The 16,996-nt window shown below is 78.6% G+C and carries 13 protein-coding genes; 8 read left to right on the forward strand and 5 right to left on the reverse strand.

Annotated elements, in window-relative coordinates:
• Nucleotides 1-24: 24 nt before the first annotated feature.
• Complete coding sequence (locus KPL57_RS28215; protein WP_226353808.1) at nucleotides 25-1,332, reverse strand: type VII secretion-associated protein; 1,308 nt, start codon at nucleotides 1,330-1,332, stop codon at nucleotides 25-27.
• Nucleotides 1,329-5,216: a type VII secretion protein EccCa gene (eccCa, locus tag KPL57_RS28220; RefSeq protein ID WP_308253047.1), complete on the reverse strand. Its 3,888-nt coding sequence runs from the start codon at nucleotides 5,214-5,216 to the stop codon at nucleotides 1,329-1,331. The genes KPL57_RS28215 and eccCa overlap by 4 nt, the downstream gene beginning before the upstream one ends.
• Nucleotides 5,217-5,316: 100 nt before the next feature.
• On the opposite strand from eccCa, the gene eccD reads away from it, so the two are divergent.
• Both eccD and KPL57_RS28230 read left to right on the forward strand, forming a co-directional pair.
• Nucleotides 5,317-6,711, forward strand: a complete 1,395-nt coding sequence (eccD, locus tag KPL57_RS28225; protein WP_226353809.1) for a type VII secretion integral membrane protein EccD — start codon at nucleotides 5,317-5,319, stop codon at nucleotides 6,709-6,711.
• Between the two features lie 260 nt (nucleotides 6,712-6,971).
• The gene (locus tag KPL57_RS28230; protein ID WP_226353810.1) at nucleotides 6,972-8,159 is read left to right on the forward strand and encodes a S8 family serine peptidase; all 1,188 of its coding nucleotides are present in this window, start codon (nucleotides 6,972-6,974) and stop codon (nucleotides 8,157-8,159) included.
• Between the two features lie 8 nt (nucleotides 8,160-8,167).
• Here KPL57_RS28230 and eccB read toward each other — a convergent pair whose 3' ends face one another.
• Entirely contained in the window at nucleotides 8,168-9,589 is a 1,422-nt protein-coding gene (gene eccB, locus KPL57_RS28235) for a type VII secretion protein EccB (RefSeq protein ID WP_226353811.1), read from the reverse strand.
• Nucleotides 9,590-9,717: 128 nt separating this feature from the next.
• Between eccB and KPL57_RS28240 the strand changes: the two genes are divergently transcribed.
• From KPL57_RS28240 to KPL57_RS28260, 5 genes are read left to right on the forward strand one after another with little or no spacing between them, the layout of a single operon-like run.
• Complete coding sequence (locus tag KPL57_RS28240; protein ID WP_226353812.1) at nucleotides 9,718-11,313, forward strand: ABC transporter substrate-binding protein; 1,596 nt, start codon at nucleotides 9,718-9,720, stop codon at nucleotides 11,311-11,313.
• A complete protein-coding gene (locus tag KPL57_RS28245; protein ID WP_226353813.1) occupies nucleotides 11,310-12,311 on the forward strand; it encodes an ABC transporter permease in 1,002 nt (333 codons plus the stop codon). Before KPL57_RS28240 ends, KPL57_RS28245 begins: the two co-directional genes overlap by 4 nt.
• Nucleotides 12,304-13,206 (forward strand): ABC transporter permease, encoded by a 903-nt coding sequence (locus tag KPL57_RS28250; protein WP_226353814.1) that lies wholly within the window; start codon nucleotides 12,304-12,306, stop codon nucleotides 13,204-13,206. The genes KPL57_RS28245 and KPL57_RS28250 overlap by 8 nt, the downstream gene beginning before the upstream one ends.
• The gene (locus tag KPL57_RS28255; RefSeq protein WP_226353815.1) at nucleotides 13,203-14,207 is read left to right on the forward strand and encodes an ABC transporter ATP-binding protein; all 1,005 of its coding nucleotides are present in this window, start codon (nucleotides 13,203-13,205) and stop codon (nucleotides 14,205-14,207) included. The genes KPL57_RS28250 and KPL57_RS28255 overlap by 4 nt, the downstream gene beginning before the upstream one ends.
• Nucleotides 14,204-14,851, forward strand: coding sequence for an ABC transporter ATP-binding protein (locus tag KPL57_RS28260; RefSeq protein WP_226353816.1), 648 nt, complete (start codon nucleotides 14,204-14,206; stop codon nucleotides 14,849-14,851). The genes KPL57_RS28255 and KPL57_RS28260 overlap by 4 nt, the downstream gene beginning before the upstream one ends.
• Before the next feature lies 1 nt (nucleotide 14,852).
• On the opposite strand, the gene KPL57_RS28265 is transcribed toward KPL57_RS28260, so the two are convergent.
• Nucleotides 14,853-15,755, reverse strand: a complete 903-nt coding sequence (locus tag KPL57_RS28265; RefSeq protein ID WP_226353817.1) for a metal-dependent hydrolase — start codon at nucleotides 15,753-15,755, stop codon at nucleotides 14,853-14,855.
• Between the two features lie 133 nt (nucleotides 15,756-15,888).
• Here KPL57_RS28265 and KPL57_RS28270 point away from each other — a divergent pair, with 133 nt between their 5' ends.
• Nucleotides 15,889-16,542, forward strand: coding sequence for a TetR/AcrR family transcriptional regulator (locus tag KPL57_RS28270; RefSeq protein WP_226353818.1), 654 nt, complete (start codon nucleotides 15,889-15,891; stop codon nucleotides 16,540-16,542).
• A gap of 3 nt (nucleotides 16,543-16,545) precedes the next feature.
• On the opposite strand, the gene KPL57_RS28275 is transcribed toward KPL57_RS28270, so the two are convergent.
• Nucleotides 16,546-16,989: a nucleoside deaminase gene (locus tag KPL57_RS28275; RefSeq protein ID WP_060710562.1), complete on the reverse strand. Its 444-nt coding sequence runs from the start codon at nucleotides 16,987-16,989 to the stop codon at nucleotides 16,546-16,548.
• Nucleotides 16,990-16,996: the final 7 nt, after the last annotated feature.

The raw sequence follows: 16,996 nt of genomic DNA on the forward strand, positions 1-16,996 counted from the left end.
TCGCGACCGGGAACGCCGGACGGCTCAGGGCACCCGGTGCAGCGTCGCGACGACCTCGGCGCAGGCCGCGGCGACCGGGGCGCCCACCGGTCGCCGGCACCCGGCGACGAGCTCGTCGGTGCCGGAGAACACGACGTGCCAGTCGACGACGGTCCCGTCGCCCGGTGTCTCGGTCCAGCGCAGGACCGCGCGGCCGCCGACCGTCGCCGGCACCGGCCCGGGGTCACCGACGAGCGCGGCGAGCTCGCGGCGGGCCCGGTCGGGCTCGCGGTCGGCGTCGTAGCCGAGCGGGCTGCGCTCCAGCACGAGGAGGTCCGCCCCGTCCGGACCGCCGGCGGGGGTGAGCAGCACGCGTCGGCGCTGCGGGTCGCCGCCGGTGTGCTCCCAGCCGGTCGGCAGCGCGGCGGCGTAGCCGTACTGGACGACCGTGGGCCCGGCCGGCGTCACCGGGCGCGGGCCGCCGAGCAGCAACCCGGTACCGAGGAGGACCGCCCCCAGCACCCCGGCGACGACGATCGCCGCCCGGGCGCGGTCCGGGCCCTCGGGGGGTGGGGTGACGGGGTCGGGCGCACCGGGCCAGTCCGGTTCCTCCGCCGCCTCACCCGCGCCGTGGCTGCCGGGCGGCGGGGCGGCCGGATCGGGGCCGGGGTCGGCGAGCACGGAGGCGCCGAGCACGGCCGCTCCGACCACGGCCGCAGCCTCCGGACCCCAGGGCTCGCCGCCGTCGGGCCGCAGCCCGGCGACGCGCACCGGGCACGGGAGCCGGGACCCCACCGGGCCGCCGGGCGGGGCCGCGGCCCGGGTATCCGCGGCCCGGGTATCCGCAGCCCGGGTATCCGCAGCTCGGGTGCCCGCGGTCCGGGAGCCCGCGGTCCAGGAGCCGGCGGCCCGGGTGTCCGCGGCAGTGTGCTCCCCGCGGAGGAGCGGGCCGGACGTCCCGGCGACCACGACCAGCTCCGCACCGGTCGCCCGCACGAGCGACGCGAGGTCGGAGCCCCGCTCCCCCACCCGCTCCGGCACCCCGTCGCGGACCAGCACCACGTCGTCGTCGACGACCAGGACCGGCCCGTCCGGCAGCTCCGGTTCCGCCGCGAGCACCGCGACCGCGGCCGGGACCACCAGCACCCGCGGGCCTCCGGGGAAGGCACCGCCCGCCGTCGTCCCGACCCGGACGACGACGCCGGGCGGCTCGTCGCCGAAGTAGTCCGCGACGGCCGTCGCCGGGGGTGTGCCGGGCGGGGCCGCGGCGACCAGGCGCAGCCCGGCGGCGTCCGCGGCGGCGAGCAGCACCGCGTCGCGGCGGTCGTGCACGGCGACCGCGAAGCCGCTCACCCCGGCTCGGTCCAGGCCAGCTGCACCCGTCGCGCCCCGGCCCGCCGGTCGACGAGCACGCCGCGGCCGGGTGGCATCGGCCCGGGGCGGACCTTCTCCAGCAGCGCGCCCTCGTCGGGGCTGCCGGAGCCGACCAGGCCGGGGGCGCCGAGCTCGCGCAGCCGCCCGAGGACCGGGTCGAACAGCGCCCGCCCGGCCCCGCCGGTGCGGCGTGCGAGGACGACGTGCAGCCCGACGTCGCGGGCCTGCGGCAGGTACTCGGCGAGTGCGAGCAGCGGGTGCGTGCCGGTCGAGCCCGCCGCGGGGACGACGAGGTCGTAGTCGTCGACGAGCAGCCACACGTCCGGCCCGCTCCACCAGGACCGTTCCCGCAGCTGGGCCGGGGTGACGTCCGGGCCGGGCAGCCGCCGTCCGAGCGAGCCCGCGATCTCGGCGCAGGCGTCGGTGGTGGCCTGCGCGGTCGAGGTGTGGGCGAGCAGGTGGCTCTGCGGGACCCCGCCGAGCAGCGTCCGCCGGTGGTCGACGACGACGATCCGCGCCTGCTCGGGCGTCCACCGCGCGGCGATGCCGTGGGCGAGGGTCCGCAGCAGGGTCGTCTTGCCGCCGCCGGAGTCGGCGAAGCAGAGCAGGTGCGGCTCGTCCGGGTCGAGCTCGACGGTGGCGAGCCGGTCCTCGTCGACGCCGAGCGCGGGGCCGCGGCCCGGACCGGGCGGGAGCTCGGCGACCTCGATCCGGGTGGGCAGCAGCCGCACCGGGCCGACCGACGGGCCGTCCCAGGCGTCGTCGATCTCCCGGGCCGGGTCGGTGCCGGGGACCAGGCAGGGCGCGGCGACGACGGTGGCCTCGCCGTCGGCGGACAGGCCGTGCCCGGGCAGCGCGGGCACCGCGGCGGCGCGACGCCGGTCCACCTCGGAGTCCGACGGGTCGCCCAGCCGCAGCTCGACCCGGCTGCCGAGCTGGTCCTTGAGCGCGGGGCGGATCTCGGCCCAGCGGGCGGCGGACAGCGCGAGGTGCACGCCGTAGGCGAGCCCGCGGGCGGCGAGCGCGGTCAGCTTCTCGTCGAGGTCGGAGAAACCCGCGCGCAGCGCCGCGTAGCCATCGACGACGAGCAGCAGGTCGGTGGCGGTCACCTCGGCGAACCCGCCCGCGGCGCGCCGGGCCCGGAACTCCTCGATCCCGGCGACGCCGTGCGCGGCGAACAGCTGCTCGCGCTCGTCGACGGCGCCGACGGTCTCGGCCACCACCCGTCGCACCAGGTCGCCGGCCCGGCGGTCGGCGACGGTCCCGACGTGCGGCAGCCCGGCCAGCGGGGCGAGCGTGCCGCCGCCGAGGTCGAGCACGTGCACGCCCAGCTCGGCCGGGGTGTGGGTGAGCGCGAGCGCGGTGACGACGGTGCGCAGCGCGGTCGACTTCCCCGACCGCGGCCCCCCGACGACGGCGAGGTGCCCGGCCGCGCCGGACAGGTCCAGCACCAGCGGGTCGCGCCGCTGGGCGTAGGGCCGGTCGACGAGCCCGACCGGCGCGGCGAGCCGTCCGGCCGGTCCCGGTGCGCACAGCCCGCGCCCGGCCCGGATCAACGGCTCGCCGAGCACCACCGGCAGCGGCGGCGGCTCCGCCAGCGGTGGCAGCCACACCCGGTGCGCGCGCGGACCCGGCCCGGACACCGCGTCGGCGATGCGGTCGAGAACGGTGCCGGTGGGCGCGGGCCCGGGGTCCGGCGCCGGGAGCTGCGCCGAGGCGGGCAGCGCGACCGGGCCCGCGCGGAACGGCAGCGCGACCCGCGGCGCCCCGGGTGCGCGGCGACGGGCGGCCCGCGGGGTGTCCGGGCCGGAGACGTAGGCGGCCCGGAAGCGCACCAGCTCGTCGGTGCCCGCGGACAGGTACGCGGCGCCGGGCGTCGGCGGGAGCAGGTGCGCGTCGGGCACGCCCAGCACCGCGCGGGACTCCGCGGCGGAGAAGGTGCGCAGCGCGATCCGGTAGGACAGGTGCGACTCCAGACCGCGCAGCCGCCCCTCCTCCAGTCGCTGCGAGGCCAGCAGCAGGTGGATGCCGAGCGAGCGGCCGAGCCGCCCGATGGTCACCATCAGGTCGATCATCTCCGGGCGCTGGGCGAGCAGCTCGGAGAACTCGTCGACGACGACCAGCAGCGACGGCAGCGCCGCCAGCGGTGCCCCGTCCCGGCGCAGCGCGTCGTGCTCGGCCAGCGACGACAGGTTGCCCGCCGCGCGCAGCACCTCCTGGCGGCGGGTGATCTCCCCGGCGAGCGCGTCGGCCATCCGGTCGACCAGGGTCAGCTCCTCGGCCAGGTTGGTGATCACCGCGGAGGTGTGTGGCAGCCCGGCGAGGCCGAGGAACGTCGCGCCGCCCTTGAAGTCGACGAGCACCAGGTTGAGCTCCTCGGCGGTGTGCGTCGCGACCAGCCCGAGGACGAGTGTGCGCAGCAGCTCGCTCTTGCCGGAGCCGGTCGCGCCGATGCACAGCCCGTGCGGCCCCGCACCGCCCTGCGCGGACTCCTTGAGGTCGAGCAGCACCGGCCGGCCGCCGCCGTCGGTGCCCAGCGGGACCCGCAGCCGCTCCCCCGGCCCGCGTCGGCCGCGCAGCGCGGCGACCCCGCCCGGGTCCGTCGTGGACAGTCCGAGCAACGACGGAAGCCCGGTCGCAGCACTGTCCACACCGGACGCGACGACGTCGGCGGTGCCGTCCGGGCGGTAGCGCGCGAGCCGGCGCGCGAGTGCCAGCGCCTCGGCGACGACGAGCCCGTCGGGGACGCCGACCTCCCGGCCGCCGGGCCCGCCCCGGCGCAGCGTGCGCACGCCGTCGGGCCCGGTCCCGGCGGCCAGGCGCAGCACCGACGCCGCGGGTCTGCGCCCGCCCGCCGGCCCCAGGCGCAGCACGGTGACGCCGGGCAGCCCGGCCCACGCGCCCGGGGTGTCGGCGGCCCCGTCGAGCACGACGAGCAGGTGCTGCTGGGCCGCGGACGGCTCGTCGACCCACCAGCGCCGCACCCGGTCCGGGTCGTCGGTGATCATCCGGACCGGCCCGACGGCGTCGGAGAGCCGCGGGTGGGCGACGTGCGGCAGCCACTTCGCCCACTCCCAGCGCGCGGCCGCACCTCCCGGCGCGACGACGGCGAGCCGCGCGTCGTCGGGACCGTGCCAGGTGACGTACTGGGCGACCAGTGCCCGGGCGAGGTCGAGCACCGGGGCGGCGTCGGGGTCCGGTTCGAGCCAGATCGTCGCCGACGCGCGGGTGTCGACGGCGACCGGCAGATCGTCCACGGTGGACCAGCGGCGCAGGAACCGGCGCAGCGCGAGCGCGGACAGCGGTTCGAGTGTCTCCATCGGACCGGTGTGCGGGGCGGTGAGCCGGGTGGCGAGGCGCTGGGTGCCGCGCCCGGCGCGCAGTCGGCCGAAGTCGTCGTCGCCGGGGCGGCGCTCCCACAGCCGGTCCGCGGCGAGCACGTCCGGCCAGGCGGCCGGGTCGGGGTGCACGGTCTCCAGCGCGTGCCGCTGCTCGGCGGCGATCGCGCGGGCCCGCCCGCCCAGGACGTCGAGGTAGCGCAGGTAGTCGCGGCGGTCCTCGTCCATCGTCGCGGTGCGCGCGCCGGCGCCGCGGCCGCCGCCGGCGAGCATGCCCAGCGCCGACAGCGCGAACATCCCGCCGAACAGCCAGGTGCTCGTGTCCCCGCGGCCCAGCACGACGAACAGCAGCGCCCCGCCGACCATCGCCAGCGGGAGCAGCCGCTGCACGAGTCCGCCGGGGACCGGGCGCTCCGGCTCGGGCGGCGGTTCGAGCACCAGCTCGCCGCCGGGCAGCTCGGGCACCGAGCGCCGCGGACGTCGCATCCCGACGGTCCCCGCCATCGCCACGCGCCTCCCGTTCACGGTTCTCCCGAACGCCCACGGCGGCGCCGGGGCCGTCGGATACTCGCAGCCGCCCCGGGCCCGCCGGGGCCGTTCGGGGAGATCTGCCAGGGAGCCGCCCGTGACCTCCGTCCTGCCCGCACCGGCCGCGACCGGCCCCGGCGACGCGGTGTCCGCCGCCACGTCCGGGCCGGTGCCCGGCCGCTGGACCCGGGTCGGGGTACACACCCCGCGCGGGCGCGTCGACGTGGCGCTGCCGGCCGACGTCGCCGTCGCCGAGCTGGTCCCGATGGTGCGCGAGCTGCTGGGCCGCGCGACCGCCGACACCCCGCAGGCCTGGCGGTTCACCGGCCCCGCGGGCGGCCCGCTGCCCGCCGACGCCACCCTCGACGAGCTCGGCGTCCGGGAGGGCGAGCTGCTGCACCTGGGCCCGCCGCGCCCGGCGCCCGCGCCGCCCGTCCTCGACGACGCCGCCGAGACCGTCGCCGGTGCGGTGCGCGGTGCGGCCGACGCCGCCGGGACGGCGCGCTGGTCCGGGACGGCCGCAGCCGTGCTGGCGACGGCCGCCGCGGGCGCCGTGCTGTCCACCGTGGATGGTCCGTGGCGGCCGTGGGGGTGCGCGCTCGCCGCCGCGGGCGCCGTCGGGGCGCTGCTGGTCGCCCACCGCGGTCGCGACGACGACCGGCTCTCGACCGCCGCCGCACTCTGCGCGGTCCCCGCCGCGGCGACGGCCGGGCTCACCGCGCTGCCCGCACCGGCCGGGGCGGGGGCGCTGCTGCTCGCCGCCGCCGGGGCCGGGCTGGCCGCCGCCGCGGGTCAGGCGATCGCGCGGGCGGTGTCCCCGGTCCTGCTCGCGGTGGCCCTCGCCGCGTCCGGGGCCGCCGCCGCGGCGCTGGCCCGGCTGCTGCTGGAGGCCCCGGTGACGGCCGTCGCCGCCGGGCTCGCGGCGCCCGCCCTGGCCGCCGGGCCCCTGCTGCCCCGGCTGGCGCTGCGCCTGGCCGGGATCCCGGCCCCGGCCGTCCCGACCGACGCCGGGTCCGTCGCGGACGCCGAGCAGGTGCTGCCCGGTGCGGAGCTGACCGCCCGGGCCGGGCTGGCCCGCGGCCTGCACACCGGGACGCTGGCCGGCACCGCGGTCGCGGCCGCCGGGGCCGCTGCCGTCGCCGCGACCGGGGGCTGGACCGGTGGCCTGCTGCTGGTGGTGACGGCGGCGGTGCTGCTCCTGCGGGCCCGTGCGCTCGTCGAGCCCGCGGCGGCCCGCATCCTGACCGGGTCCGCGGTGGTCGCGGTCGCCACCGCCGCGGTCCCGGCCGCGCTCGCACTGGACCCCGCGCCGCGGCTCGCCGTGGCGGGCGGGCTGCTGCTCGCCGTCGGCGCGGGTGCCGCGGCCGCGCGGGCGATGCCGTCGCCGCCGGCCCGCCGGGCGCTCGACGTGTGCGAGCTCGTCCTCACCGCCGCCGCCGTGCCCGCCGCGCTGGCCGCGATGGGCCTGTTCGCCCTGGTCCGCACCCTGTGAGCGGCCCGGCCCGCCGGTCAGCAGGCCCACCGCCCCCGCCGACGGCGACGCCGCGGCTCGCGCGCTCCGGGGCCGTGCACCCACGGACCGCATCGCCGCGGCGGGCGGTCCCGCTGCTGGCCGCGACCCTGCTCGCGCTGCCCCTCCTCCCCACCTCACCACCCCCGTCCCCCTCCGTCACCCCCGCCGCGTCGTGCGCCGTCCACACCCCCTGTGGGGTCGCCACACCCCCCGCACCGGGTGTGGGGGCAGGCGACGGGGTGTGGACGTGGCCGGTCGTCGCGGCGGCCGAGCCCGGACCGCCGGGACCGGCCGACGGGTTGCGGCAGACCCGCGCCTGCACCCCGCCCGGCGACGACGGCCCGGGCGCCGCCCGCGGTGCGGTCCCGCAGCCGCCCCCGGATCTCGCGACCGGTGCGGGGCAGCTCGTCGCCGTCGTCGACACCGGGGTGGCGCCGCTGCCCCGGCTGGCCGGACGGCTCAGCGGCGGCGGGGACTACCTCACCGGCGGCGACGGTCTCACCGACTGCGACGGCCACGGCTCCGACGTCGCGCTGCTCCTCGCCGGGGCCGCCGACCCCGTCACCGGGCTCGGCGCGGGCATGGCGCCGGGTGCGCGGATCGTGTCGCTGCGCCAGTCCTCGGGGCGCTTCGCCGTCCGCGGCACCGACGGCGCCGAGCGACCCGCCGGGGAGATCCGCACCCTGGCCGCGGCGATCGACCGGGCCGTCGCGCTCGGCGCGAGCGTCGTCAACGTGTCCGAGGTGGTGTGCGTGCCGTCCGCGCAGGTCGACTCCGCGGGGGCCGCGCTGCGCGAGGCCGTCGACGGCGCCGAGCGGGCCGGGGTGCTGGTCGTCGCCGCGGCCGGGAACATCGACGGGAGCGGCACCTGCAACGGCGACCCGGACCTGCGGCCGCTGCCCGCGTCCTACGACACGGTCCTCGCCGTCGGTGCGGTCGACGGCGACGACGTCCCCGGCGACTTCTCCGTGCCGGGCCCCTGGGTGGACCTCGCCGCTCCGGGGGCGGACCTGCCCCGTCCGTCCGGACCGGACGGTGCGGTGGTCCGTGGCACGTCGTACTCGGCGCCGCTGGTCGCGGGGACCGCGGCGCTGCTGCGCGAACGGTTCCCGATGCTCACCCCGCGCCAGGTCGCCGACCGGCTGCGCGCGACGGCCCGCCCCACCGCGGGCGACGGCCGCACCGGCCACGGCGTGCTCGACCCGGGGGCCGCGCTGACCGCGGAGCCGCTGCTCCTGACCCCGGACGACCCCGCCGGTCCCGGCGGCCGCGCCGGGGTACCCGGGGCGGGCCGGGCGCCGCTGCCGCTCGCGTCGGCCCCGCCGCCGGACCTGCCCGTGGTGGCCGGGGTCGGGGCGGTCGCGGCGGTCGGCGGGGCGCTCGTCGCGGCGCTGGCGGGCCTGCGGCGACGGCCCCGCCGGCCCTGACCCGCGGCTCAGCCCGGCAGGTCCGCCACCTCCCGCGCCGCCGCGACGCTCAGCACCCCCGCCCGCGGCAGCAGCCGCACCATCTCCGCCGGTGCGTCCCCCGCCTCCCCGATCCCCAGCGCCCGCCCGGTCTCGGCGTCCGCGACGCCGTGCACCGCACCGGAGGCGGCGAGCAGCCGGCGGGTCCCGCCGTCGCCCCCGCCGGTGTCGGCCGGCCCGGTCCGCAGCGGACCCGGGCCGGTCCCCGGCAGCACCACGGTGTCGAGCCCCGGCCCGGCGTCGTCGGCACCGGCGAGGCGCACCCGCACCGCGCCGGGCGCGACCGGCTCCTCGGTGCCCGCGACGAGTGCGCGCCGCCCCGCGCGCCAGGTCCCGCACAGCACCGGGGGCACCTCGGTGACCTCGGCCCGGGCGACGGGCCAGGCCTCGGCGCCGGGCACCCGGGTCTGCGGGACGTCGTCGACCAGGCCGGGCGGCAGCGTCGCCGGTTCGGCCTGCCCGGTCCGGGAGCGGACGGCGTCGGCGAGGGTGACCGGGATCCGGGCAAGGCCGTCGTCGACGACCAGGAAGTACGTCGAGCCGGACCCGAGCGACTGGCTGCGCACGACGTCCCCGTTCCGCCCCAGCCCCGCGACGGGTGTCGGCCCGGGGGCGGGGACCCGCAGCGGCGCGCCCTCCGGGATCGCGGAGAGCAGGCCGTCGCCGACCCGGCGGACGGGCGCGCCGAGCAGGCCGAGCCCGTCGAGGGCGTTCCGGTCGGACGGGTCGAGCCGGTGCCGGGCGCCGTCGTGGACCAGGTAGGTGGCGCCGCCCTCGGCGGTCAGCAGGACCACCGGTTCCGGTCCGGCCGGGACGGGCCCGAGCGACCCCGCGAGCACCGTCGTGGTCCCGGCGCCGGTGCCCTCGCCGCGGGTGTCGCAGACCGCCCACGCGGGAGGGACCGGGACCCCGTCGAGCGGGACGCCGACGGTGCCGGGGACGGCCGCCGGCGCGGTGCGCGGCGCGGCGGCCAGCGCGTCGTCGGGCACCGGGACGGGCACGGCGGTGGCACCGTCGTCGCGGCCGTGCGCGGCGAGGACCAGCCGTCCCGCGACCGGGTCGGGCACCGGTACGAGCAGCGCGGACCGGTCGGGGTCGCGGACCACGGCGTAGAGCACGCCGCTGCGCTGTCCCTGCACCAGCGCCCGGGAGCGCCAGTCGGTGGCCGGGTCGACCCGGGCCAGCAGCGCCGCCACCCCGAGCGCGAGCAGCCCGACCAGCACCCCGGCGAACACGGCGCGGCGCTGCGAGCGGATCTGCTCGTGCAGCGGCACCGGGTCCGCCCGCACCAGCGCGGCCTCCATCCGGCGCACACCGAACCGGTGGGCGTCGACCTGGTCGCGGGTCGCCGGGGCGCGCTGCACGCGCGCGGGGGCGGGATCGGTGCGCACCGCCCGGACGGTAGGACGGCCGCGACCCCGGCGGAGCCGGTCCGCAGGCACTGCGTAGAAGTACGCCACCTGACCGATCGGTCCAGTTCGTTGCCACCGTCACGCTGTTGCCCATAATGTGCCGTTGCGTGATCACCCTCCGGAACATCGTCGTCCCGTTGGTGGCCGCCGCCGTCGTGGCCGGGTGCTCGGCACCCACCGCCGCCCCGGGCGAGGCGGCCCCGGCCGGGGACGGCACCACCATGACCCTCGCCGACGGCTACGAGCCCGACGACCTCAACCCGCTGCTCGGCTACGGGGCGGAGGGCGCGAGCAAGTTCTACGACGGTCTCTACGCCCGCGACGCGCAGCGCACCCTGCAGCCCGCGCTCGCCTCCGGTCCGGCGACGCCGTCACCGGACCGCCTGTCCTGGACGGTGCCGCTGCGCCCCGGCGTCACCTTCCACGACGGGTCGGCCTTCGGGCCCGAGGACGCCGTCGCCACCTACGCCGCGGTCCTCGACCCGGCCCGCGCCGCGACGATCCGGTCGAGCGTGCCGATGCTCGCCGGGGTCGAGGCCGTCGGCGACGACGCCGTGCGGTTCCGGCTGTCCTACCCCTACGGCGCGTTCCCGGCCCGGCTCACCTCCGGGATCCTGCCGTCGGAGGTGCTCGACGGCGGCGGCCCCGTCTCCGACCTGCCGGTGAACACCCGGGCCGTCGGCACCGGCCCGTACCGGCTCGCCGAGTGGCGGCGCGGCGACACGATGGTCATGGAGTCGAACCCCGGCTACTGGGGCGGTGCGCCCTCGGTGACCCGGGTGACCGTCGTGTTCGCCACCGACGACAACACCCGTGCCCAGCGCACCGCCGCCGGCGAGTTCGACGGGACCGTGCTGCCGCCGGCGCTGGCCCGCGCCGTCGCGCAGCAGAGCGGGCTGGCGCTGCGCGAGCACGCCAGCGCCGACTACCGCACCGTCGCGCTGCCGTTCGCGAACCCGGTCACCGCGGACCCGGCGATCCGCGCCGCGCTCAACCGCTCGGTGAACCGCCAGGGCATGATCGACGCGTTCCTCGCGGGGCAGGGCGAACCGGCCCACCACCCGATCCCGGGCGTGCTGCCCGAGCAGGTCGAGCCCTCGGCGACGTTCGCCTTCGACCCTGCGGAGGCGGGCCGGATCCTGGAGCGGGCCGGCTGGGTCCCCGGACCCGACGGCGTGCGCGTCCGCGGCGGGCAGGCCGCGCGCTTCACGCTGATGTACCCGGCCACCGACACCGTGCGCCGCGACCTGGCCCAGGCGTTCGCCTCCGACGTGCGCGCGGCCGGGATCGACGTCCGGCTGGAGGGCCTCGGCTGGGAGGCGATCGAGCCGCGGATGGGCGCCGACGCGCTCGTGCTCGGCGGCGGCGACCCGTTCGACCCGGGGTTCAAGGCGTGGCAGCTGCTGCACTCGTCGAACGCCGCCGACGGGTTCAACAACCCCGGCTCCTACCGCAACGCGGCCGTCGACGCGGCGCTGGACACCGCACTGCGGGCGCCCGACGAGGCCGCCCGCACCGCGGCGGTGAAGGAGTTCCAGCGGGCCTACGTCGCCGACCCCGGCATGGTCTTCCTGGCCTTCCTCGGCCACAGCTACGTCACCCGCGACGCCTGGGACGGCTACACCCCCGTCGTCGAGCCGCACACCCACGGCACCACCTGGGGCCCGTGGTGGAACCTGCAGGACTGGACGCCCCGCTCGTGACGGCCGTGCTCCCGGGCCGGCACCGCGGCCGCGCGGTGGCCCGGCTGGCCGGGCTGCGGCTGCTGCTCGGCGTCCCGACGGTGCTGCTGGTCGCGGTCGGGGTGTTCCTGCTGGCGGCGGCGTCGCCGTTCCGGCCGGTGTACCAGTACTTCGGGGTCGGGATCTTCTCCGCGAGCGACGCCGACATCGCCGCCGCCGAACGGTCGCTCGGGCTGGACGCGAGCGTGGGCGAGCAGCTGCTCCGGTGGCTGGGCGGGCTGCTGACCGGCGACCTCGGGCAGAGCCTGTCGATGCGCCAGCCGGTGGCCCAGGTCGTCGCCGAGCGGCTCCCGTGGACGTTGCTGCTGGTCACCCTGGCCCTGCTCGTGTCGCTGGTGCTGGCCCTGGCCGCCGGGACCGTCGCGGCGTGGCGGCAGGGCGGCTGGCTCGACCGGGCCGTCACCGCGGTCGGGCACACCCTGGAGGGGCTGCCGCCGTTCGTGCTGGCCCTGGGTGCGATCGCGGTGTTCGCCGTGGCCTGGCCGGTGCTGCCGGTCGCCGGGCTCACCGACGCCGGGGCCGCGCCCACGTTCGGCCAGGTGAGCAGGCACCTGGTGCTGCCGGCGCTGGTGCTGGGAGTCTCCCAGACTCCGTGGCTGGTGCTGCACGTGCGGGCCTCGCTGCTGGCCTCCCTCGACGACGACCACGTCGCCGGTGCCCGTGCCCGCGGGCTGCCCGAGCGCCTCGTCGTGCTGCGCCACGCCCTGCCGACCGCGCTGCTGCCGTTCGTCACGGTGCTGGGCAACCGGCTGCCGGAGCTCGTCACCGGCGCCGTGCTGGTGGAGACGGTGTTCTCCTGGCCGGGGATCGCGGCGGCGGTGGTCACCGCGGCGCTGGCCGTGGACTTCCCGCTGCTCGCCGCGCTGACCCTGCTCTCGGCGGTGGCGGTGCTGGCCGGGTCGCTCGTCGCCGACCTGACCGTGCTGCTGCTGGACCCGCGGGTGGACGCCGATGTCTGAGACCGCGCTCGCCCCCCGCCCGTGGCTCCCGGCCGGCCGGCCGCGCCCCGGCTCGCCCCGCGGTCGTCGCCGGTCCGGGCGGGCCCGGCTGGTCACCGGCGCCGGCGGGCTGGTCCTGCTCGTCGCGGCCGCGGTGCTCGTGCCGTGGCTCGGCGGGCTCGACGAGGGCACCGTGGACTACACCGCGATCCGGCTGCCGCCCTCGCCCACGCACCCGTTCGGCACCGACTCCGTGGGCCGTGACGTGCTGCTGCGCAGCTTCGCCGGGCTGGGGGTGTCGCTGCAGGTCGCCGCGGCCTGCGCCGTGCTCTCGACGGTGATCGGCACCCTGTTCGGGGCGCTGTCGGGGCTGCTCGGCGGCTGGTGGGACCGGATCGCGATGCGCCTGGTCGACGCCGTCAACGCCGTCCCGCACCTGCTGCTCGGCATCGTGATCGTCGCGCTCTACCGGGGCAGCGTGCTCGCGGTGATCGCCTCGATCGGGCTGACCCACTGGACGACGGTGGCCCGCGTCGTGCGCGCGGAGATCCTGACCCTGCGCACCCGCCCGTTCGTCGACGCCGCGATCTCCGGCGGCGCGTCCCGGCGCCGGGTCCTGCGCCGGCACCTGCTGCCCGCGGTCGCCCCGCAGGCGGTGCTCTCGGCGGTGCTGATCCTGCCGCACGCGGTGTGGCACGAGACCGCACTGAGCTTCCTCGGCCTCGGCCTGCCACCACACCTGGCGAGCCTGGGCACCATCCTCGGCGAGGGGAGACAGGCCGTGCTGCTCGGCTCCTGGTGGATCGTGGTGTTCCCGAGCGTGCTGCTGGCCGCGACGACGCTGTGCGTCGCCGGCATCGCGGCCTGGTGGCGGGACCGCACACTCCCGCGCCGACGGTCGGAGCAGGCGCTGTGACCGGCACACCCGCACCCGGCACGGTGCTCGCGGTGCGCGACCTCGACGTCGCCTTCCGGGTCGGACGCGGGCGTCGCGCCCGCACGGTCCGCGCGGTCACCGGTGCCGACCTGGACCTGCGCGCCGGGCGGCTGACCACGCTCGTCGGGGAGTCCGGCTGCGGCAAGTCGGTGCTCACCGAGGCCCTGACCGGGCTGCTGCCGGGCACCGCCTCGGTCCGCGGGTCGGCCGTCCTGACCCCGCCGGAGCGGTCCGACCCGGTGGAGCTCCTCACCGCGCCCGAGTCCGTGCTGCGCGACCGGGTCCGCGGTCGGCTGGTCGGGCTGGTCCCCCAGTCCGCCGCCACCCACTTCACCCCCACCCGCACCGTCGGCGCCCAGCTGCGCGAGACCCTGACCCGGCTCGGCGCGACGACCACCGTCGCCGACCTCCTCGACCGCGCCGCGCTGCCCCGCCACGTCGCCGCGCTGCACCCGCACGAGCTGTCCGGCGGGCAGGCCCAGCGCGCCGGGCTCGCCGCCGCGCTCGCCGGGGATCCACCGGTGCTGCTCGCCGACGAGCCGACCGCCGGGCTCGACCGGCCGCTGGTCGACCACGTCACGGCGCTGCTGGCCGGGCTGGCCGCGGAGGGCCGCGCCGTCCTGCTGATCACCCACGACCTGCGCGCCGCCCGCGCCGTCGCCGACGACGTCGCCGTCATGTACGCCTCGCGGCTGGTCGAGACCGGCCCCGCCGACGAGGTGTTCGCGGGCCCCTGGCACCCCTACACCGCGGGCCTGCTCGGTGCGCTGCCCGACGCCGGGTTCACCCCGGTGCCCGGGCACCCGCCGGAGCTGTCCGCGCTGCCCGACGGCTGCGCGTTCGCCCCGCGCTGCCCGGTCACCGGCGACTGCTCCGGCGACCCCGTCCCGGTGCACCGCGACGGGCGGAGCGTGTCCTGCCATCCGCCGACCGCCCCCGCGCTCCCCGCGGCGGCCCGGTCCGGGGCGGGGTCGCGGTGAGCCTGCGCGCGGAGGGGGTGACCGCCGGGTGGCGGGCCGGGCACGCCGTCGTCGACGGCGTGGACCTGGCCGTGGAACGGGGGACGGTGCTCGGGCTGGCCGGGCCGTCGGGGTGCGGGAAGTCGACGCTGACCCGGGTGCTGGCCCTGCTGCACACACCGTGGTCGGGCCGGGTGACCGTCGACGACGAGCCGGTCCGCCGGTTCCGCTTCGGCGCGCCCGCGCCGCTGCGCCGCCGGATCGGGGTGGTGTTCCAGTCCCCGCGGGCCTCGACCGACCCGCGGCTGACCTGCGAGGAGATCGTGGCCGAGCCGCTGCGCGCCGCCCGGGTGCCCGGGGTCGCCGCACGCGTCGACGAGGTGTGCGCGCAGGTCGGGCTGACCGCCGAGCTGCGCGGACGCCGGCCGCACGAGGTGTCCGACGGCCAGCTCCAGCGCGCCTGCCTGGCCCGTGCGCTCGCGCCCCGGCCGGACTACCTGCTGTGCGACGAGATGACCGCGATGCTCGACGCGTCGAGCACCGCGGCCCTGGTCTCGGTCGTCGCCGCCGAGGTCGACGGCCGCGGGCTCGGCGTCCTCGCCGTCAGCCACGACGAGGCGCTGCTCGTGGCGTGGGCCGGGCGGGTGCTGCGGCCGTGGAGCTGAGTCAGGCCTCGCGGACGGGACGGCGCAGCTGCTCGGCCAGGGCGCCGTCGTCGCCGAAGAGGGTGTCGCGCCAGCGCTGCTCCAGCGCGCGGGTGTCGTGCCGGTCGGGGTGGAAGCGCGGGTGCCCGAAGACGGGCATCCGGCCCAGCACGCGGCGCAGGAACTGGCCGCGCCCGAACAGCAACCGGTAGCCCTCGCGCAGGTCCCGCGGCCGCCGCCAGACGCCCTGCTGCACGAGCAGGTACGCCCACCCGAACACGACCGCGGGCAGCACGGTGGCGACCACCAGCGGGGCGGCCCGGCCGCGCTCGGGGCCGTCGGTGCCGATGAGCTCGTAGACGTCCCAGGTCACGGACTTGTGCTCGAGCTCCTCGAGCGCGTGCCAGTGCCACAGCTCGCGGATGTCGGCGTGCACGCGCCCGGCGAACTCGTCGCTGCCGAGGATGTCCTCGGCCATCACCGCGGTGAAGTGCTCCATCAGCGCGGTGCAGGCGAGCTGCTGCCGCGGCGAGGTGCGGTCGAGGACCTTCAACGCGAGCGCGACCGCGGACTCCGGTACGTGCACCGGGAAGCCGCGGGAGCGGAACGCCTCGTTGAGCCGGTCGTGCTCGCGGCTGTGGATGACCTCCTGCGCGGTGAACCCGGCGACCCGGGCGCGCAGCTCCGGGTCGGTCACCCGGTCCCGGAAGTGGATCACCGAGCGGACGAAGAAGTCCTCCCCCGGCGGGAAGATCGCCGAGAGCATCGCGAGGAACAGCGTCGCGGTCGCGTTGTCGGCGTAGGCCCAGCGGACCATCTGCTCGGGCAGCCGGAAGTCCAGGTGGCGCGGCGGGATGCCGACGTCGCCGCCGGTCAGCCTGCGGGGGCGTGGGCCGGACCCGTTGTCGGTCGCCGTCTCGGTCACGGTCGGTCCTCCGGTCGTCGTCGACGGTCGGGCCGCATCCGTGACAGAAAGTATCCCGTACAGCGCGTACCCCTTATCCCGAATCATGGGTGGCACCGGGCGCGGTGTCAACCAGGCGCGGGATGATGGCCGGGTGAGCGGATCCGTGACCCCCGGCGACGGCCGCGCCCGTCGCTGGGCCGGGCAGCGGGCGGCCCGCCGCGCCGAGGTCGTCGAGGCCGCGATGGCCGCGATCGCCGAGCACGGACCGGAGGCCACGACCGAGCAGATCGCCGGTCGCGCCGGGGTGCCCAGGCCCGCGCTGTACCGGCACTTCGACGGTCTGGAGGATCTGCAGGGCGCGATCGCCGAGGCCGCGCTGGGGCTCTACTCCGAGGCGCTCGCGCCGGTGTGGAGCCCGCGCGGCACGCCGCGGGAGATGCTCGTCGCCGCCATCGCCGCGCACGTGCGGTGGCTCGCCGCGCACACCGAGCTCTACCGGTACGTGCTGCGCGCCGCCGGGGTCACGACGGCCGTCACCGACATCCGGCACCGCATCGCCGACCGGATGACCGGCCTGCTGACCGGCGGCTACCCCGGGCTGCCCGCGACCGTCGCGGCGCCGCTGGCCGCCGGCGCGGTCGGGCTGGTCGACGGCGCGACCGAGCGCTGGCTCTCCTCGGCGGACCCGCTCCCGCTCGACGAGCTCGCCGAGCACCTGGCCCGGTGGGTCTGGTCGGTGCTCGACGCGGCGCTGCGCGAGGTCGCGATCGAGCTCGACCCGGACGTCCCGCTCACAGCGGGCTGAGCACTACTCCGCGACGCCGATGTCCTCGTTCCACAGGTCGGGGCGCTCGGCGACGAACGCGGTCATCATGTCCACGCAGCGCGCGTCGTCGAGCACCTGCACGCGCACCCCGTGCTCGGCCAGCCAGTCGTGCCCGCCGTGGAAGGTCCGGGCCTCCCCCACGAGCACCGCGCCGATCCCGAACTGACGGATCAGCCCCGAGCAGTACCAGCAGGGCGAGAGCGTGGTGACCATCGTCGTGGACCGGTAGTCGCGGCGGCGGCCCGCGTCGCGGAACGCCGCGGTCTCGCCGTGCACCGTCGGGTCGCCGTCCTGCACACGACGGTTGTGGCCGCGCCCGAGGACCTCCCCGTCCGGTCCGACGAGTGCGGCGCCGATCGGGATGCCGCCCGAGGCCAGCCCGGCCCGGGCCTGCTCCACCGCGACGTCCAGCCAGCTCGGATCCATGCGCGCG

Source organism: Pseudonocardia sp. ICBG601 (genome assembly GCF_020496245.1).